This is a genomic window from Thalassoglobus neptunius, from assembly GCF_007859735.1.
GTDB classification, from domain to species: Bacteria; Planctomycetota; Planctomycetia; order Planctomycetales; family Planctomycetaceae; genus Thalassoglobus; species Thalassoglobus neptunius.
On the sequence record NZ_SIHI01000060.1, the window covers coordinates 1 to 17,253 of the forward strand.

A 17,253-nucleotide genomic window follows, 5' to 3' on the forward strand; every position below is an offset into this window, starting at 1 on the left:
CAGCTTCTGCAACACCTCAGCCAGCGACTTTCCTGCCGCCAACATCGCTTGCCCCTCCTGCAACAGCTTCACAATCTGCTCAGGCTTACGTCGTCGTCGCTTCGTCATCAAAGTCTCCTCGAACCAACATCGGTCGGTTGACTCTCATAACATCTGGATCAGAAAATGGGGAGCACGCCAGGCGCTACACTTTTATTCCGAAAATCATCCCTCCGGAAAGCGATACGTTTTCTGGCCGATGTCTACAGTGTCTCCTTTCACTCACACGCGGATGCAACTCCCTTGCCAAGCCTGTTCACTATCTCGAAGTATTGAAAGCACTTCTAGAGAACTTGATTTACTCAACTCGCAATGCAAGAATTCTACCACTCTTTAGCTGGGAAAAGGGCAAGGTTGATGCGAATTATGATCACAGGTGGGGCAGGATTCATCGGAAGTCATCTTGTCGACGCTCTTGTTCAGAAGAATTTCGAAGTCGCAGTTCTCGATAATCTTAGCTCCGGATCATCGCAATATCTGCCGAAGAACGTACACCTTTTCAAAAATGACATTTGTGACCGTGATGCCGTGTTTGCAGTCTTCAAAGAGTTTCAACCGGAGGTCGTCTCACATCAAGCAGCACAATCGTCAGTCGTCGAGAGTGTTCGCAACCTCATGAGCGATTGCAACACGAATATTATCGGGACTTTGAACTTACTGGACGCTTCGATCGAAACGAACGTGACAAGGTTCGTGTTTGCGAGCACCGGTGGCGCAATCTACGGGGAAATCCCTCCAGGCTCGTGTGCGACAATTGACCGAACTCCCAAACCGTTAAGCCCCTACGCAATCGGAAAATTGGCAGCCGAGCACTATGTCGAGTATTTCCATCGTCAATTTCAGTTGCCTGTTAACATTCTTCGGTATGCCAATGTGTACGGATCACGCCAGTCCTCGCATGGCGAGGCCGGCGTCGTCGGAATCTTTCTTCAGCAGCTTCGGCGAGGAGAACCGTTGACCATCTTTGCTCGGAAGTGTCAAGGGGACGATGGCTGTATCCGGGACTACATTCATGTCAGCGACGTCGTCGGCGTAAATCTGCGAGCAATTACTGGAGGAATTGCGGACTTCGTTCTCAACGTCGGAACCGGAATCGGAACGCCCACGCGCGAGCTCGCACTGCAGTTGATGCAGCTTACAGAAACTGAAGTGGAGTTGATCTTCGCGGAGAAACGTGACGGAGATGTGGAACACTCGGTTCTGGAGGTCAGTAGATTTCAAAAACTCCTCCCCCCACCACTCCCTCTGACCTGCGGGCTCAGAAAAACAATTTCCCCAGAATGTTGACTCGTAAGACACTCTCCGTGGAACGGACCGGCCCGCATCGACGCAGTCCCAAATAGCTACGATCTCAGGACGGTCGGCCTCTAAACCGCCATCGACAAAGACGAAAAACAAGAGAATCTCTGCCGAGTTGCAGTGCAGTCATCGGCTTGTCGCTCGGTACGAACAAATTGAAGATCTCTTCTGCGAATCCGTATTCCTGACCCGCATGATCACGACTACTGGACGGTTTTGAGCGGTTCTCTCGCCCATTTCGACATCTGGTCTACCGGTCGGACGTCCCATCTTGTGTTCGAGAAGAAGTGGGCGATTTCATCGTAATTGGCCACGGATTGATATGCAGGAAAACCTTGCTTGAGTGTCACTGGTGCCAGCGGAACTTCATCAATTTCAAGGAACTGCAATGCTTCCTGGATGGCCTCCTTCCAATTCCACTGGAGGTCTTCGTAGGCAACCGTCAGGCGAGCACATCCCGACAAGTGCTTCAATGCCAGCAAATCAAGTCGATTTTGATCCTGTAGAAACTGAATGCAGCGTTTCACTGAAATGGTGAGCTGCGGAGGAGATTGCTCTGGTTTTGATGAGCCGTCATTGCTCAGATAGTTGACACCTTCGGGCGCAACGTGCCACACATTTGTTTGGTGTGCGCGAATTTCTGACACAAGTTGAGCCAGCCAGTTGCGTCGCCTTAGAAAGATAATCTTCAAGTCCGGCATCTCACCTAGATGTTGGATCGCACCGAGATGCTGACGGTGGATGATGCAGCCGTTGAACTTTTGGAACGATTCATTGATGACCAATAATTCACCCTCCGGAGAGTTCTTGTTTTCTCCCAGCCCAAATAGTTTAGGACGCACGAGAATTTCACCGGCAACCTTCAACTTTGGGTGCTGATCGAAAGCGGTAGCGAGCATGTGGCTACCAGTCCTGAGCGATGAACAGATTACAAATCTGGGTTCGCGGCACTCCGCGTTCTTTGACTGGGCTCTACGCACCGTTGACGTAGCCATACAAGCCTGAGATGGGGATTCCAAGTGCGAATCGCGATGAAACTGCTCTCGGAGGATGGGGTACCTATTCCGTCCGCCGCCATTAAAATGGATAACCTTCAGCGGAGTCCCCATTGAAGTTGTACGCACTGTTCCCGTTTCGCCATCAAGCTCTAAACTGCGATGATTCAGTTGCCAATTCATCGACTGATCAATCTCTACCGCAGTACCAAGTTTTGCCAGAGCCAGGTTAAACACAAACTGGTTCCTCCATGGGATGGCTTGGGACTTCTCCTCGATCCAGTCGACGGCCCCGGGAAAGCTTCTGATCAACTCATCGACCGAATTGAGAGCGGGTCGAGATGCGAGAAAGAAGCCATCGTTCACTACCAATGGGAAATCTAAACACCGAACCGCTGAAGGGCCAGCCAGGCTTTTCAAAGAGTCCCGATCTGATCCGTACAAGCCAGTTAATGCATGCCCCAATTTCGAGATATTTGCAGCATCTCGACAGATGAGTACTGAAGATTTGCAGAACAGGTCAAGTGATGCCACCACTTCGCGTAAACTTCCCAAGACAACCATGTCGGTGTCAAAGCAAAGATACTTCTTGGCCGGAACGATTTTCCCCATTGAGTAGAGAACACTCTTGGACGTCATATTCACATTGACCAAGCTCTTACAGCTAACCTTGATTGCTCCATACTGTTGGATTAGGAGGTCAATTTTGGAATTCGTTCCAAAACAAACAACTGCAATCAACGCATCCTTGCAAGCTCCATTGACTCTCAGCGACTCCAAAAAAGTTTGCAACCAACCCTCATATCCAGGAGAGACAACTGTCGAAATACATAGGTCGACCTCTTGCTCAGGAACTTCAGGTTGGGAAACTTCGGCGCGCCTCAGGCAGTCTATGAATGTTCGTTGTTGTTGTGCATTTGGTTTAGAGCAGCAATAGGTCGGCTCAAGCCACACCGAATGGCAGTGACTCCAACGGCGTGTTTGAGTTCGTAGCTCCAGCGTCTGGCCTTTCTCTACATCGACGAAAATTCGACGTGGAGGGTCACCTGGAATCACATTGGTCGCGCACCCTTTGATCTCACCATCGACAAGAACAAAGAAATCGGCGCTGGTCGCCTTGCCGATAGCATCGTCATTAATCGCGACGTAGGTGTCGAATCCATCATAGCCCTCGTCAACACGGAACTTCACATCTGACGGTGCGTGCGCGCTCAATGCATGCCGGACGTGCTTCCCACCGACAATGACTTGTTTACCGTCATAGCCAAGTCTGCCATGGCGACCCAATGCACCAAAGCCTACGCTTTGACTCTCAATCGGTCGATCATCCAGGTGAGGACGTGTACGAACAGATTCAAGCCAGCCTTTACCAAGCATTTCTTGCGCAGGCGAAGGTTTGAAAGAAGACGTCTTTGAAGCACTGGAATGCTGTTCAATGATCCCTTCTGCAGCATGTCTCAGCAGTCGATCTTGAATCGGCCGTGGAGAAATCTCGATAGTCCCGGGACTCGTGTTTGGCGGCCGTTTGCCACCGGCGATGCTCGTGTGGCTGTACAAAGAAGCGCATCGCATAATCATGTAGCGATCTGCTCTTTCGATGGGGTACGTGAGCCAATCGCTACCCAAGAATTCATGCATCTTCCGGAAAAGCCCTGAGTCTTCATTTAACGTAATGTGAGGGTAACCACCCGACGCCTCCCATAGTTCCCGGTAGAATGTCACGAGTGGATGGCTGATCCACCCGGGGATCGCTTGATTGTGATGGAGTTGGGCGTCACCCCAGTATGCCCAGTATTCATACGGTCTATACAACGGTGTCTCAAAAGCAGCAATTTCTTGCATTGAGAACGACAATCGCCACGGCATATAAATGTCGTCGTCATCCCATACTGAAATCCATTCTCCTTTCGCCTGACTGATGGCAAAATTCCGCTTCTCCCCCAATGTCTTGAAGCGTTTTTCACAGTTGAAAATACGAACTTGAGGAAACTCTCCGACGAACTTTTGCCCCGGGCAGTCGTTGACAATCAACAACTCTTTGTTTTCGTAGTCTTGCGCGAGGAACATCGCCAAAGACTCATCCACGAATTCAGGACGACCATAAGTCGGCATGACACAACTAATGAGCGGAAAGGTGTCCATTTCGGCGTGCAGCAATTACTATTCTATCATGGGTAAACTTGTGAACGTCGAATTCTTGTATTTCAACTCGACAACCTGGCCTCTCAAAGGCAGGCGAATAATCAATTCACCATTACGGGGCTAGTGTTGATTTCCGGAGTTGTTGCACTCCTGGAATCGACGCGTTCCCAAGCTTCGAACACCTGAGCCCAGGAGTCCATGGCCGCTTGCATTCCCCATTGGTTTTCAAGATTCTCCCGCGCCGCATGGCGCATTTCGTTTCGTTCCTGCTCTTCATATGCACATCGCGACGCCTTGTAGATGAATTCGCGATTGTCGCGGCAAAGCCATCCGGTAATCCCATCATTGACTTGCGAACGCCAGCCTCCTTTATCGTCCACGACCAGGATTGAACCTGACGCCATTGCCTCAAAACCGACTCTCGGCAAGTTCTCAAAGGTGTCGGTCGACATAATGATTGCTTCGCACTGGGCGTAGAAGGCCCGCTGGCTGAGAGAACAGGCAGGCAACACCTGAATGAAGGGTTCGGGCCGTCGACCAAATTTTGACTCGACATTGTCGCTCCAGCCAAGAATTAGTCCTTGCTTGTCGACAGGAGCCGTCATCGTTTCGTAGATCCACAACTGCTGAGAGCTGAATTTCCCAGGATCGTCTCTGGAGATCCTGCCAAAACGGAACTTGTCTTGTGGCCGATCACTGACATATGGAAACTCTTCCGCGTAAAAAAATGGGGTAAAGAAGAGTGGTCGGTATTTTCCTTCATCTTTCAACTTCAAGCTAACTCGATCATAGGCATGCTTGGTTTGATAGAGGTGAAAATCGATCAGGCCTTCCTTTTGACCTCGCACTTCATCGTCGAAATTCCATGTCATGCAGTTTACGAATGATGTGGAGCGTGCATAGCGTTTGATCTCCTTCAGTCCCTTTAAGAACTGACTGTTACAAAACGAAATGCAGTGCATGCCTTGGATTGATTCCCAGTCACGCGGCTCGTGGTAGATGCATCCACGCTCTTCCATTTGCATTGCAAGAGCGTTGCCATCGTACGGCATAGTATGACAGAGATGAACTTCGATGCCCATTTCATGCCAACATCGGATTTGGTGATCGAGTTCCGTGTCCGCTCCACCAAGTGTGCTCGGATGCCCGATCACACAGAGTTCATCAATCATGAACCACTCCCTGCATCTGTGAAAGGTCTAGAATCCGGCGGCCAACAGTCAGAAGTTGATTGGGCAGACTAGCGGTGTGGCATTTCAGAACGACCACTGCCGCAACCCAAATAAAGCGAACCATGAACCCAGCTTTCAAGATTTGAGATCGCCGCTCACCGTGAATGCCGCACATTCGCTGTGGACTAGTTTAGGGATCATCGCAATTCTCTCCCCAAGCTGCAAGTCGAAACGGAATGCGTTTACAGTCGTTTTTGATTCGTCAGTGAATACTGTATAACCACTCCATGTGATTTGCATTCACACACAACTTATGGAGCGGCGTCTGCAATGAATCAGCGACCAACGCTGGAAGAGTTGATGGACCTGATCGTAGAACACGCGGAAAGCCAAGAACACTTCCATCAACTCGACAATCCAACATACGTCAAGCGTGGGTTGAATCCACATTGTGGTGACGAAATCGAACTTCAACTCATAGTCGAAGAACGAATTGTCACTGAAGCATCTTATCGGGGGACTGGCTGCCTGATGAGTCGGGGAGCTGCATCACTGTTGTGCGAGAGAATCATCGGACAGTCGATCGATGAGATCAAGAACCATGAAACTTCTGTCTTAGTAGGGTTCGATTCATCTGGCTTCAGTATTCACCGCCAATTCTGTGCCCGCCTGGCTGCGAGCATTCTGAAAGAGGCGGTTTCCCAGTCATGATGTGAGACCCACGTTACTCGCGGCGTGGGCCAGCACATTCTTCCGGTAAAGGCGGTTCCCGACCCGGTCATAGCCGTACTCGTAGCGATCCAGATCGACCGAGTTGGCGGTGTCATACCAGCGACAGTCCTTCACACGGCCGAATCGAACCAGACCGGTGTAGATGTCACCGGTGCGAATTCTGCGTCCTGCTGACAGGAATTATTCGTCGTAGATCGTTGTGTCGACATCACGCAGGCCTGATTCAGGAGAGGGAATGAGCACGTCCGGATCATCTGGACTGAGATCATCAAGTCGAAAATCATGATCTGGGTCTTGGGCATCACTCACAAAGATCGGCCGAGATTTCATTCCTGTCAGTTGTCGAGTCACTCCTTCGGCAAATGAATTTCCTAAGAAAAAAAGGCCCTCTGCAACAACGCCGTATTCGTACATACGACCCGATTCGGCGAGAGTGACATGTGAATGCCAATCCGTCCAGCCAATGACAACCAGTCGCTCTGAGAGGATCTCTTCAAGTTGACGAAGTTCGTCATCACGACCGATTCTTCGAAATTTTATGCTACTCCCTAATGCATACTTAGATGAACTTGATTGACGAATCTGTCGGACGCACACTCCGTCTAGTTCGTCAAGCACTTGTGTGGCTGCTGGGAACTCGCCATCAAATCGATCGTCAAACTCTTTCCCTGCTTTGCCAGTCAAGCGTCTTTGGACACTCTTGTAACACCCGGTCAAGAATGAATCAGGGTTCCGGCGTTCACCGGGTCTCCATCCGCTGCGAATTAGCGCAGACCGGATTTCATCTGAGAGGCCGTCAAATGGCGATATTAGATCATTGCTCATTCCTGTACTTCCTAAATATATCGTTCAGTCCAGACTTGTCGACCACCGGAGCGCAGCCCCGACACGCACCTATCGGCTCATTGAAGTGCTTCGGCGTAAGTGTGCGAACTCCAACCGCACTCCCGCTTGGTAACTTAGCTGGATTGTATCCTGCACGCTCGGCTCCGGTGTAAAGCTCTGGTTCAGCGCACTTCTGTTTGTACTTCGAACCAAACTTTTTAAACATTTCAAGCATGCTCTCGGAAACATCGTGCGGCCTGCCAACTGCTTTCGCCGCCCTACTACTTAGTCCGTGAAATACATCCGGTCTCAGGCCATTTGGAATGACAAGTGCACCAGTGGCCCCTTTATTCACCCCTTGTGCCGCCAGTTGCTTTGCACTTGATGCTGTCACGCGAGTGGCAACTTGGCCTGGAGAGGAAACGAGTCCACTTCCTCCTGATCCGACGGCACCGACCATGGAGTCTACAACACCTGCGGTCAACCCGGCCGCCGAGTCACTCAACCCGAGTGATTTTCCACCACGGTATGTCAAGTCAGTCAGGTTACTATCAACTGGTTGTCCATACAGCATCTGCCGGATACCGGCTTGGCATTGATCCAATCCGTGCAGGTACGCAGTGTAGGCAAGACCTTTCGTCACCAGAGTCGGATCTGGGGTGAGTGCGGCAGCAGTTCCGACACCAAGCTCTGCGGCTCCACCGATTGTTTTGATAGCGCCCATGGTTCGTGGGTGCTCCTGCGCCCATTTGCCAGCAGACGTAAAAGCTCCCGACGTAGCATTTGAATAGGCGTTTGCGTTGTCTCCGAACCCCCAAGATGCACGTGAATCCCATGGGGCCACAAATTCTTGTCCGAAGATGCTGATCAGACCAGCTGGATCGACACTGATCGTGGGTTTACTGTTGACGTATTCGTACAGGCTGGTTCCCCCTTCGTATCCGATGGGGTCTCTGCTCAGCCATGTGCCGAGGTCGGTGTGGTACAGGCGGTTGCGGACCAGGTACAGTTCGGTCGTGGTGTCTCTTTTGTAGCTGCCGAACAGGTGCTGCCAGTTGTGCACCGATCCGCCGACCGGGTTGAACGAGGAGTTCAGGAACGTGATCTCGCCGTACGGGTTGTACGTGTACCGTTCCTTGTAGCCCGACGACTGCTTGTACAGCATCGTCGTGTTCCAGTTCGCATCCTGCGTTGCGTACAGTCGTTCTTCCAGCGTCGTCCCGTTGTTGTTGTAGTCGCGATCACGCAGCACACATTCGTCGATGTATCGATTTCCCCACACATGTTGCTCTTTGGCGGGCAGCAGCCCGGGAGTCGTCGATCCGTCAGCGACACGTTCTTCGATGCACTGCCAGTCTTCGGTGTAGAAGTAGAAGCGTTTCTCGCTGAGTGTGCCGCTGGTGTAGGTCTTGCGAATCGTGCGACGGTTCAGTCCGTCGTATTCATTCTCCTGCACCGTCGTGGCACCGTCCTGAAGCTTCACCAGACGGTTCCAGGCGTCGTAGGTGGCCGAGTAGGTCCCCGTCGGATCGTCCGGCTGCGGGAGCGTTGTCATGTTGCCTTTGACGTCGTACGCGGGAGTGGCCCAGCTGGGACCTGCCGTTTCCGCGATGTCGGTGATTTCATTCACCGTGTTGTTGGTCCGTTGTTGATTGAAACTCCACCCTCCATTCCCGTACAGATCCTGCCTGAACTGCGACCAGTTCCCGGTTTCATCGAGTTCCCAGCACTGGCCGAACTTGTAGGTTGACATGGCGGTGTTCGTCCCGTTGAGCAGTCCTCGTTCCATCTCCTTGAGACGATTCAGACCATCGTAGGTGTACAGATAATCGTACTCCTTGCTCGCGGCGTGGGCCAGCACATTCTTCCGATACAGACGGTTTCCGACCCGGTCATAGCCGTACTCGTAGCGGTCCAGATCGACCGAGTTGGCGGTGTCATACCAGCGGCAGTCCTTCACGCGGCCGAATCGATCCAGACCGGTGTAGATGTCACCGGTGTCCGGGTCTGTACTCCCGGTCAGCGACGCCAACGTGAACTTGAACTGACGCTGCGGACGATTCGATTCGACGATCGAACTGAGTCCCAACTTCTGTCTCCCTAAGGATGATCATCGAAGTTGAATAAACTTCCTCAGGCGATTCTAATCATCTTTGATCCGGTCGCCAGCGCTTGTGTCCCAGGTTTTTTGGCGACTCTTGTCTATCAGTAACGTCTCCATCGCATCTTCGAATCCAATTCCAACAAGCCAGATATCTTCAAACTCGAATGTAATGAACACACGATCAAACTCGTCATAGATAAGGAACACCTCTCCACAATCTCCGATGCAGAAAAAATTGCTACCGATACAAATTTTGACATATTCGACCCAGGCGTCACCACCTGGGTGGCCCGACGGACAGATCTTAATATAACGTACGGCAGGTCGAGACATGTTCGTAATGTGCGATTCAATGGTCAGTCCACCAAACGATTCCAGAATAGCCTTTGCCGGCTCGGAAAGCACACAACCATCCTCCTCACACAAAGCAATGAGTCCATCCTGTGACACGTGACGTTCTGGAAACCAGCCTGCGTCGAGGAATAGCTCCTCGACTTCCTTGCGGAAGCTCCAATTTGAACAGCTCATCATTACTCATCTCTCACTCATAGTTTATTTTCAGGAATTCAAGAACTGGATCGCAGCTTTTACATGGCTTTTTGGGAGTTCCATGTTCCAGGTTCGCATAACTACGTACATTTGCGGTTCGCATTGTCGCGCCTTCCAGTGTGTCGCCGCAAGCCTCACAAGCTGAAGCGGCCTGTCCTTCCGCGCATTTACTATGAAATCCAGCCCGGTCTGCAGGATTAACTAAGTCGTAAGCTTTCTGGACACTTGGAGTAAGAGGCTCACGTGGCCTTGATGCTGCAAAGTAGCTCTTGCCAGTCCGCTTCGAAGTTAGCTGGGCGACTGCTCCTGGAATTGCTTTCTTGCTCGAAGCACTGCTACGACACAGCGTGGCGTAATATTCGATCTGACCTCGACCTCTCATGTTGATTGCATGTGATGCTGGCAATCGTAGTGAATTTGGATTGGCGGGGGGGTGAAGTGTAATGCCGTTTCTCAAACGGGATAATCCGCGCTTTGCTGATTGAGTCAACGTTTTGGCGGATTGTGGAAGATTGGGTAAACCTGGAAGAAGAGTGTCAGCACCTAACGCTGTCACGTCCCTAATCGACTGGTATTTATGAAGTTGTGCAGGACCAGCAGGAAAACGGAAGGAATTGACTGGCCCAACTCGACCCTGTCCTGACATTCCGTGACAAACAACACACGGTGCACCTAATTGAGAATCTTTGAACCAACGATCATTTAAATGCAAAGAATCCCCGTATAGGCCTTGAACTTCAGTTGCTGGAAATTCCTGTTTTCCAAAAACATCGCCAATCCTCCCCGCCCAATCTTCCAGTCCGTAGGGATCAAATCTCACATTCGGTTTACTGTTGACGTATTCGTACAGGCTGGTTCCCCCTTCGTATCCGATGGGGTCTCTGCTGAGCCATGTGCCGAGGTCGGTGTGGTACAAGCGGTTGCGGACCAGGTACAGTTCGGTCGTGGTGTCTCTTTTGTAGCTGCCGAACAGGTGCTGCCAGTTATGCACCGATCCGCCCACCGGGTTGAACGAGGAGTTCAGGAACGTGATCTCGCCGTACGGGTTGTACGTGTACCGTTCCTTGTAGCCCGACGACTGCTTGTACAGCATCGTCGTGTTCCAGTTCGCATCCTGCGTTGCGTACAGTCGTTCTTCCAGCGTCGTCCCGTTGTTGTTGTAGTCGCGATCACGCAGCACACATTCGTCGATGTATCGATTTCCCCACACATGTTGCTCTTTGGCGGGCAGCAGCCCGGGAGTCGTCGATCCGTCAGCGACACGTTCTTCAATGCACTGCCAGTCTTCTGTGTAGAAGTAGAACCGTTTCTCGCTGAGTGTGCCGCTGGTGTAGGTTTTGCGAATCGTGCGACGGTTCAGTCCATCGTATTCATTCTCCTGCACCGTCGTAGCACCGTCCTGAAGCTTCACCAGACGGTTCCAGGCGTCGTACGTGGCCGTGTACGTCCCCGTCGGATCGTCCGGCTGCGGGAGCGTTGGTAGATTTGTGCTCGGTGGGGTGAAGGCATGTCGAAACCCTTGTGCAATTCTGAATCACGTAATTCTCAATCAACGCTACAATAGTCCATTACCAAAGGCCTGCTTCCTCTAATAAATGGTGTAGCCACTTCACGCGATCCTTTGTGGAATCATCGCAACGGCTCATCCAGTCTACGATCTTTTCTTGATCTTGCTTCATCTGGATTGCCAACTCTTCGAGGCAGTCAAGCTCATCGGCGCTACAATACGACAGCCATTCTCCGATTTGATCATCGCTGTTGAGTTCTTGGTACTTCGTCAATTCTTCGCGAAAGTAGGAGAGATCTGTTGGGAGTGACGTCAATTCCAGGGAATCGTCCAGGAATGCAAATTCGATGACTTTGGTGCTAAATGGTTGAATACCTCGCTGTCCGAGTTGTTGAAAGACGAGCAAGAACCCCTGAAGATGAAATGCTGCTTGTTTCTGCTGATCGCTTCCGTTTTTGGCACGTTCACACCATTCCAGAATTTGGGTGTTGTTGTCTTCGCGACACAACTCATGGTAAACGGGTATCAATTGATCGAGATCATCCGTGCCAAGGGTCTCACTGAAAGGGACATGGCGATTCTCTGTCGGGTCAAATCTCGCAATGCGAAATTCAATCCCGTGATTTTCAAAGAATGTGGTGTTCAGAAAATGAAATTGTTCCGGGACGACATTCCAATTGACGATTGACATGGTTACACGACGCTCGCTTGAGGGGGGAGACACTCGTTGCCAACGACGAAACTTGACTTGCGTTGGGAATGAGAAACTGTGGCTTGTAAAGACGTGCCGAGGATTATAGTACACGATGCACGGTTGAGTACATACATATCAAACGCATGACTCGCCACGCTGAAGATCGACTTCCACATGTGCATTCGAACAGTGCTCCATTCGGCACTGGGAGACATCACACACTTAAGGATGCGAAGCAATTGACTTCCGCACTTTAGTTGGTGTAAACATATAATTCACATTTGGACGATTCTTTCAGCTTGCTGATCGCATCCTCGCTCACGCTTGTCTCTCTCAAATAGAGCAGAGTCAGACGAGGATGTCCGTGCAAGAACGAAACCCCTGTATCAGATATGTTCGTGCCTTCGAGTCGCAGGTCGTAGAGCTTAGGCAGTTCGGCAATTGACTGAAGCCAATCGTCACCAACTGGAGTGTATGACAAACCAAGAGTGTCCAGCTCAGACAATCTATTGAGATTCGAAACTAAATTTGCTCTTTCAATTGGACAGCTATTGAGTGATAGATGTCTCAAGTTTTCAAACCCTGAGTTTGCCAGAAATTCTCCAGAGACAAGAGTTCCATCAAGGCTGAGACAGTCCAGCTTTTCAAGTCTTGACAGCCTCTCAACTCCAACATCAGTAATGTCGCAGCTCTCCAGCACCAACGTCTTGAGTCCGCCACACTTTTCGAGAATTTCTGTCACGGAGTCGTCAAGATTCAGGTCTTTCAGGTACAGCTCCCAAAGTTGAGGCAAGGCAGGAAGAAATTTAAGTCCGCTGGCAGTTACCAGAGGAGTCGATTCAAGGTAGATACTTGCCAGATCTGTCAAATTTCCGAGAGAGTGCAGGCAGTGATCGGTGATCGTATCACCTTCCAGTGTGATTTCCCGCAGTTTTTTCGCGCTTCCTAATAACTGAAACGTTTTCTCATCGACAGAAGTGTTAATCATCTCCAGGTTCGTGATTCTTCCAAAATTGATCTTTGAGAATCTCTCGTTATCAATTTTTTTGCCACGAAGTTCCATTCCAACAGCTCCTTTAACAATGTTAGTGCGCGCCGGTTACAGTCATCGAGTTCCAGAAGTTGAGCCGCAAGACACTGGTGAGCAACTTAGAATGATATAGTTCTCACTACCGTGGAATGTCCAATCTCCGCGAGTGACAGGTCCCCTGCTGTTAAAGGATCTATTCGCAAACTCATCCATAGCTTCGTATCTCATTCGAACAGTTTCAACTGGCCCTATAGGCATCTGAGAAGATACAGTATCTCCATGTGGTTCACCGAGCATGTCTAGTGCCCAATTTGTCCACGTACTTCTAGTCCCTGCGGTACTAAGTACACGTTGCACTTTGCATTCGACCACTCCAGCATGTTCCATTTCTTCCATGTGAGGACGGCGCTCTCCATCCCCGAGAACAGATGGGTACGATAAAAGAGGATCCGCTACCCCCAACCCTTTGCCAAATGCTTCTTTGGCGGCGCTCCCCAAAAACTTTCCAATGCATTTGCTTGTCGAGTTTCGCCCTCCAGGACCTCGCGCAGGCTTTCGAGTTTTCGGGTCAACATGTTTGGTTGCTTTTGGACCTCCGATTTTTAGGTGAGAGCGATTCTTTCTACTTGTCTTCTTACCTGCATTGGCATCTCCAGAAATATCACCCCAAAGCTTGTTAATCACGTCGTCTGAAATGCCAGCCTTTTTCATTGATTGTCGAATAATGTCTTCTTGCTGTGCACTACTAAACTTCCGGAATGATTCTCGAGCAGCATCACCTGATCGATGTCCAAGCGCACCTTGTAAGTAGTCATGTGCCGCTGTGTGCATTGCTTTGTCACGGTAGAACTGTGGTTGTCCATTCGAACCACCAAGAAACAGTGGCCAGCCATGATGATACCCTTCGACCTCGAGTCCCCAGAAATCAAATCGATTCGTCGGGTTCTGTAATGCATAGCCGTATAAGTTGTTGCTGCGATCTGAATATCCAATAGGGTCTCTGCTCAGCCATGTGCCGAGGTCGGTGTGGTACAGGCGGTTGCGGACCAGGTACAGTTCGGTCGTAGTGTCTCTTTTGTAGCTGCCGAACAGGTGCTGCCAGTTGTGCACCGATCCGCCGACCGGGTTGAACGAGGAGTTCAGGAACGTGATCTCGCCGTACGGGTTGTACGTGTACCGTTCCTTGTAGCCCGACGACTGCTTGTACAGCATCGTCGTGTTCCAGTTCGCATCCTGCGTTGCGTACAGTCGTTCTTCCAGCGTCGTCCCGTTGTTGTTGTAGTCGCGATCACGCAGCACACATTCGTCGATGTATCGATTTCCCCACACATGTTGCTCTTTGGCGGGCAGCAGCCCGGGAGTCGTCGATCCGTCAGCGACACGTTCTTCGATGCACTGCCAGTCTTCGGTGTAGAAGTAGAAGCGTTTCTCGCTGAGTGTGCCGCTGGTGTAGGTCTTGCGAATCGTGCGACGGTTCAGTCCGTCGTATTCATTCTCCTGCACCGTCCTGAAGCTTCACGAGTCAGATCTTCTTGCCAACTCCGGTCAATAGCACTTCATTTGATGTCGCTCTTATTTTCGCCGCCGCTTGTGTAGTGACCGCTGTGCTGTACACTTCAAGTGTCATAGGCGTCCTGCGTCCACACAGATGAAGGAGCCCTTCATCTGTGATTGATGTTCCGCTCAAACGCAATAGTTGTAATTTCTCAAGCGATGCGAGAGCTGGAAGACAGGCATCAGTTACCGGTGTGTCCATGAGACTCAAGCGATTGAGGCCTGGTAAGTGGTGGGCGGCTTCGACGATCGCGGCATCATCGATTGGGCAGCCATCGAGATAGATGTCCAGGTGCGGGTTATTGAATAGGCCGCACAGTCCATATCCAACCACTTGCGTACCTCGCAAACTCAAAAGCCGCAGGTCTCGCATCGTCCCAAGGCTTGCCACGCCCCCATCAGTGATTAGTGTTCTGTCCAAATGAAGGCTCCACAGTCCGTTCAAATGCTTAAACGATTCGACACCTCGGTCAGTCAAATGCGTTCCGATCAAATACAACTCCGCTAATTCTCTCCGCCTTTCGAGTTGGGCAATTCCAATGTCCGTGACAAGAGGTACTTCATCCAACAAAAGGCTCACAAGATTTGGCAAACCACAGAGTGTTTCCATCGATCGGTCCGTGAGTAAATCACTTTCGATATAAACCACCTCTAGGTTAACTGCATCTTTAAGCATCGCGATTCCGTCATCGGAAATCGACGATCTGCAAAGACGGAGCGTTCGAAGCCGTTTAAAGTTTTTGATACCTCTGATTCGGTCGTCTGTCGCTTTCTTTCCGCTCCACGTTGGCATGTTCACTCCAGTTCAAATTGACTTTGATTTGCTAGCGATTGATGTCATCCAAAATACTCTTTACATCGACCCCAGAGCTCATTCCGCGACGACAAGGAGTTTGCCCTTCCCCGTCGAGCCCCAAGGATTCACCAGCTTTTTTGATCCCCATTTCGAATCCCGCCTCAATTTCAGGGCCGTAAACGGAGCGATGGGCAGCGTTGCCCAAACCTGGAAGCACTCCAGTTGCTCCGTCGTGCTTTCCCTTTCCTTGCGCGCCTTCCGCAAAATCCGATGCAGCCGAGATGACCCCTATAAAAACAAGAATACCTTTGGTTGCTCGCCCGATCGCGGACGCTCCGCGTCGGAACGGTCCTGGAGGTTTTAGTGGCTTAGGTGAACCAATTTTGGGACCTTTTCCAGTGCGTCTTATGATGCATGTACCTGGTGAAGCTCCCTTAATAATATCATCAAAATACTTGTTAATATCAGCTGCACTTATGCCAGCTCGAGTCATGGCGTTCTTTATGTGCTGGTGTTGTTGTGTTTCAGTGAGCTTCTTCCAATAGTCACGAGTGCTCTGCCCGTATCCTCGAGTGTTTTTGATGCCTGCATTGCTAAAGATTTCTCGGAAATAGTCATGGAATTTCGTGTGTTCAGGTTCTTTGAGGTAGAACAATGGCTGATCATTCTGCCCACCTAGATACAATGGGTAAGGATGGTTGTACCCAGCAGGCTCCAATCCAGTGGGATCGAAGAATGTCAGTGGGCCACTGTCAACAAATTCGTACAGACTGAGCGATGAAGTATATCCCACTGGATCACGTGACAACCATGTGCCGAGGCCGGTGTGGTAGAAGCGGTTGCGGACCAGGTACAGTTCGGTCGTGGTGTCTCTTTTGTAGCTGCCGAACAGGTGCTGCCAGTTGTGCACCGACCCGCCGACCGGGTTGAACGAGGAGTTCAGGAACGTGATCTCGCCGTACGGGTTGTACGTGTACCGTTCCTTGTAGCCCGACGACTGCTTGTACAGCATCGTCGTGTTCCAGTTCGCATCCTGCGTCGCGTACAGTCGTTCTTCGAGCGTCGTCCCGTTGTTGTTGTAGTCGCGATCACGCAGCACACATTCGTCGATGTACCGATTTCCCCACACGTGCTGCTCTTTGGCGGGCAGCAGCCCGGGAGTCGTCGATCCGTCAGCGACACGTTCTTCGATGCACTGCCAGTCTTCGGTGTAGAAGTAGAACCGTTTCTCGCTGAGTGTGCCGCTGGTGTAGGTTTTGCGAATCGTGCGACGATTCAGTCCATCGTATTCATTCTCCTGCACCGTCGTGGCGCCGTCCTGAAGCTTCACCAGACGGTTCCAGGCGTCGTAGGTGGCCGAGTAGGTCCCCGTCGGATCGTCCGGCTGCGGGAGCGTTGTCATGTTGCCTTTGACGTCGTACGCGGGAGTGGCCCAGCTGGGACCTGCCGTTTCCGCGATGTCGGTGATTTCATTCACCGTGTTGTTGGTCCGTTGTTGATTGAAACTCCACCCTCCATTCCCGTACAGATCCTGCCTGAACTGCGACCAGTTCCCGGTTTCATCGAGTTCCCAGCACTGGCCGAACTTGTAGGTTGACATGGCGGTGTTCGTCCCGTTGAGCAGTCCTCGTTCCATCTCCTTGAGACGATTCAGACCATCGTAGGTGTACAGATAATCGTACTCCTTGCTCGCGGCGTGGGCCAGCACATTCTTCCGATACAGACGGTTTCCGACCCGGTCATAGCCGTACTCGTAGCGATCCAGATCGACCGAGTTGGCGGTGTCATACCAGCGGCAGTCCTTCACACGGCCGA

The 17,253-nt window shown here is 51.1% G+C and carries 13 protein-coding genes and 1 pseudogene; 2 read left to right on the forward strand and 12 right to left on the reverse strand.

Annotation, left to right across the window (positions count from 1 at the left end; all coding sequences use genetic code 11):
• The first annotated feature begins 396 nt into the window (after positions 1 to 396).
• Positions 397 to 1,326 carry an NAD-dependent epimerase/dehydratase family protein gene (locus KOR42_RS23840; RefSeq protein ID WP_197441520.1) on the forward strand — a complete coding sequence of 310 codons (930 nt, stop codon included), beginning with the start codon at positions 397 to 399 and terminating at the stop codon, positions 1,324 to 1,326.
• Positions 1,327 to 1,541: 215 nt separating this feature from the next.
• On the opposite strand, the gene KOR42_RS23845 is transcribed toward KOR42_RS23840, so the two are convergent.
• From KOR42_RS23845 to KOR42_RS23850, 3 genes and pseudogenes are all read right to left on the reverse strand, one after another.
• A complete protein-coding gene (locus KOR42_RS23845) occupies positions 1,542 to 4,175 on the reverse strand; it encodes a Stf0 family sulfotransferase (protein ID WP_231741101.1) in 2,634 nt (877 codons plus the stop codon).
• Between the two features lie 21 nt (positions 4,176 to 4,196).
• Positions 4,197 to 4,475, reverse strand: a pseudogene (locus tag KOR42_RS27980) (glycosyltransferase family 2 protein); the annotation flags it as partial.
• A 101-nt stretch (positions 4,476 to 4,576) separates the two neighbouring features.
• Entirely contained in the window at positions 4,577 to 5,647 is a 1,071-nt protein-coding gene (locus KOR42_RS23850) for a glycosyltransferase (RefSeq protein WP_146512346.1), read from the reverse strand.
• 330 nt (positions 5,648 to 5,977) lie between these two features.
• Between KOR42_RS23850 and KOR42_RS23855 the strand changes: the two genes are divergently transcribed.
• Positions 5,978 to 6,358, forward strand: coding sequence for an iron-sulfur cluster assembly scaffold protein (locus tag KOR42_RS23855; protein ID WP_146512347.1), 381 nt, complete (start codon positions 5,978 to 5,980; stop codon positions 6,356 to 6,358).
• 201 nt (positions 6,359 to 6,559) lie between these two features.
• Here the strand turns inward: KOR42_RS23855 and KOR42_RS23860 are convergent, their stop codons facing one another.
• The 9 genes from KOR42_RS23860 to KOR42_RS23900 all read right to left on the reverse strand — a co-directional run.
• The gene (locus KOR42_RS23860; RefSeq protein ID WP_146512348.1) at positions 6,560 to 7,204 is read right to left on the reverse strand and encodes an SUKH-3 domain-containing protein; all 645 of its coding nucleotides are present in this window, start codon (positions 7,202 to 7,204) and stop codon (positions 6,560 to 6,562) included.
• Positions 7,194 to 9,293, reverse strand: coding sequence for an RHS repeat protein (locus KOR42_RS23865; RefSeq protein ID WP_146512349.1), 2,100 nt, complete (start codon positions 9,291 to 9,293; stop codon positions 7,194 to 7,196). Before KOR42_RS23865 ends, KOR42_RS23860 begins: the two co-directional genes overlap by 11 nt.
• Before the next feature lie 54 nt (positions 9,294 to 9,347).
• Positions 9,348 to 9,839 (reverse strand): SUKH-3 domain-containing protein, encoded by a 492-nt coding sequence (locus tag KOR42_RS23870; RefSeq protein WP_146512350.1) that lies wholly within the window; start codon positions 9,837 to 9,839, stop codon positions 9,348 to 9,350.
• A 10-nt stretch (positions 9,840 to 9,849) separates the two neighbouring features.
• Entirely contained in the window at positions 9,850 to 11,268 is a 1,419-nt protein-coding gene (locus KOR42_RS23875; RefSeq protein ID WP_146512351.1) for an RHS repeat-associated core domain-containing protein, read from the reverse strand.
• A gap of 157 nt (positions 11,269 to 11,425) precedes the next feature.
• Complete coding sequence (locus tag KOR42_RS23880; protein ID WP_146512352.1) at positions 11,426 to 12,055, reverse strand: hypothetical protein; 630 nt, start codon at positions 12,053 to 12,055, stop codon at positions 11,426 to 11,428.
• Positions 12,056 to 12,311: 256 nt separating this feature from the next.
• A complete protein-coding gene (locus KOR42_RS27040; protein ID WP_231741102.1) occupies positions 12,312 to 13,046 on the reverse strand; it encodes a hypothetical protein in 735 nt (244 codons plus the stop codon).
• Between the two features lie 117 nt (positions 13,047 to 13,163).
• Positions 13,164 to 14,591, reverse strand: coding sequence for an RHS repeat domain-containing protein (locus KOR42_RS23890; protein WP_146512354.1), 1,428 nt, complete (start codon positions 14,589 to 14,591; stop codon positions 13,164 to 13,166).
• Between the two features lie 19 nt (positions 14,592 to 14,610).
• Positions 14,611 to 15,318, reverse strand: coding sequence for a leucine-rich repeat domain-containing protein (locus KOR42_RS23895; protein ID WP_146512355.1), 708 nt, complete (start codon positions 15,316 to 15,318; stop codon positions 14,611 to 14,613).
• Positions 15,319 to 15,466: 148 nt separating this feature from the next.
• On the reverse strand, positions 15,467 to 17,253 hold a 1,787-nt coding region (locus tag KOR42_RS23900), incomplete at its 5' end, for an RHS repeat protein (RefSeq protein WP_315861346.1).

What these genes read in the sequence shown, in the direction of transcription:
- KOR42_RS23840 (WP_197441520.1), top strand. Translation starts at nt 397, where the DNA reads ATGCGAATTATGATCACAGGTGGGGCAGGATTCATCGGAAGTCATCTT.
- KOR42_RS23845 (WP_231741101.1), bottom strand. Translation starts at nt 4,175, where the DNA reads ATGCAAGAAATTGCTGCTTTTGAGACACCGTTGTATAGACCGTATGAA.
- KOR42_RS23850 (WP_146512346.1), bottom strand. Translation starts at nt 5,647, where the DNA reads ATGATTGATGAACTCTGTGTGATCGGGCATCCGAGCACACTTGGTGGA.
- KOR42_RS23855 (WP_146512347.1), top strand. Translation starts at nt 5,978, where the DNA reads ATGAATCAGCGACCAACGCTGGAAGAGTTGATGGACCTGATCGTAGAA.
- KOR42_RS23860 (WP_146512348.1), bottom strand. Translation starts at nt 7,204, where the DNA reads ATGAGCAATGATCTAATATCGCCATTTGACGGCCTCTCAGATGAAATC.
- KOR42_RS23870 (WP_146512350.1), bottom strand. Translation starts at nt 9,839, where the DNA reads ATGATGAGCTGTTCAAATTGGAGCTTCCGCAAGGAAGTCGAGGAGCTA.
- KOR42_RS23880 (WP_146512352.1), bottom strand. Translation starts at nt 12,055, where the DNA reads ATGTCAATCGTCAATTGGAATGTCGTCCCGGAACAATTTCATTTTCTG.
- KOR42_RS27040 (WP_231741102.1), bottom strand. Translation starts at nt 13,046, where the DNA reads ATGATTAACACTTCTGTCGATGAGAAAACGTTTCAGTTATTAGGAAGC.
- KOR42_RS23895 (WP_146512355.1), bottom strand. Translation starts at nt 15,318, where the DNA reads ATGCTTAAAGATGCAGTTAACCTAGAGGTGGTTTATATCGAAAGTGAT.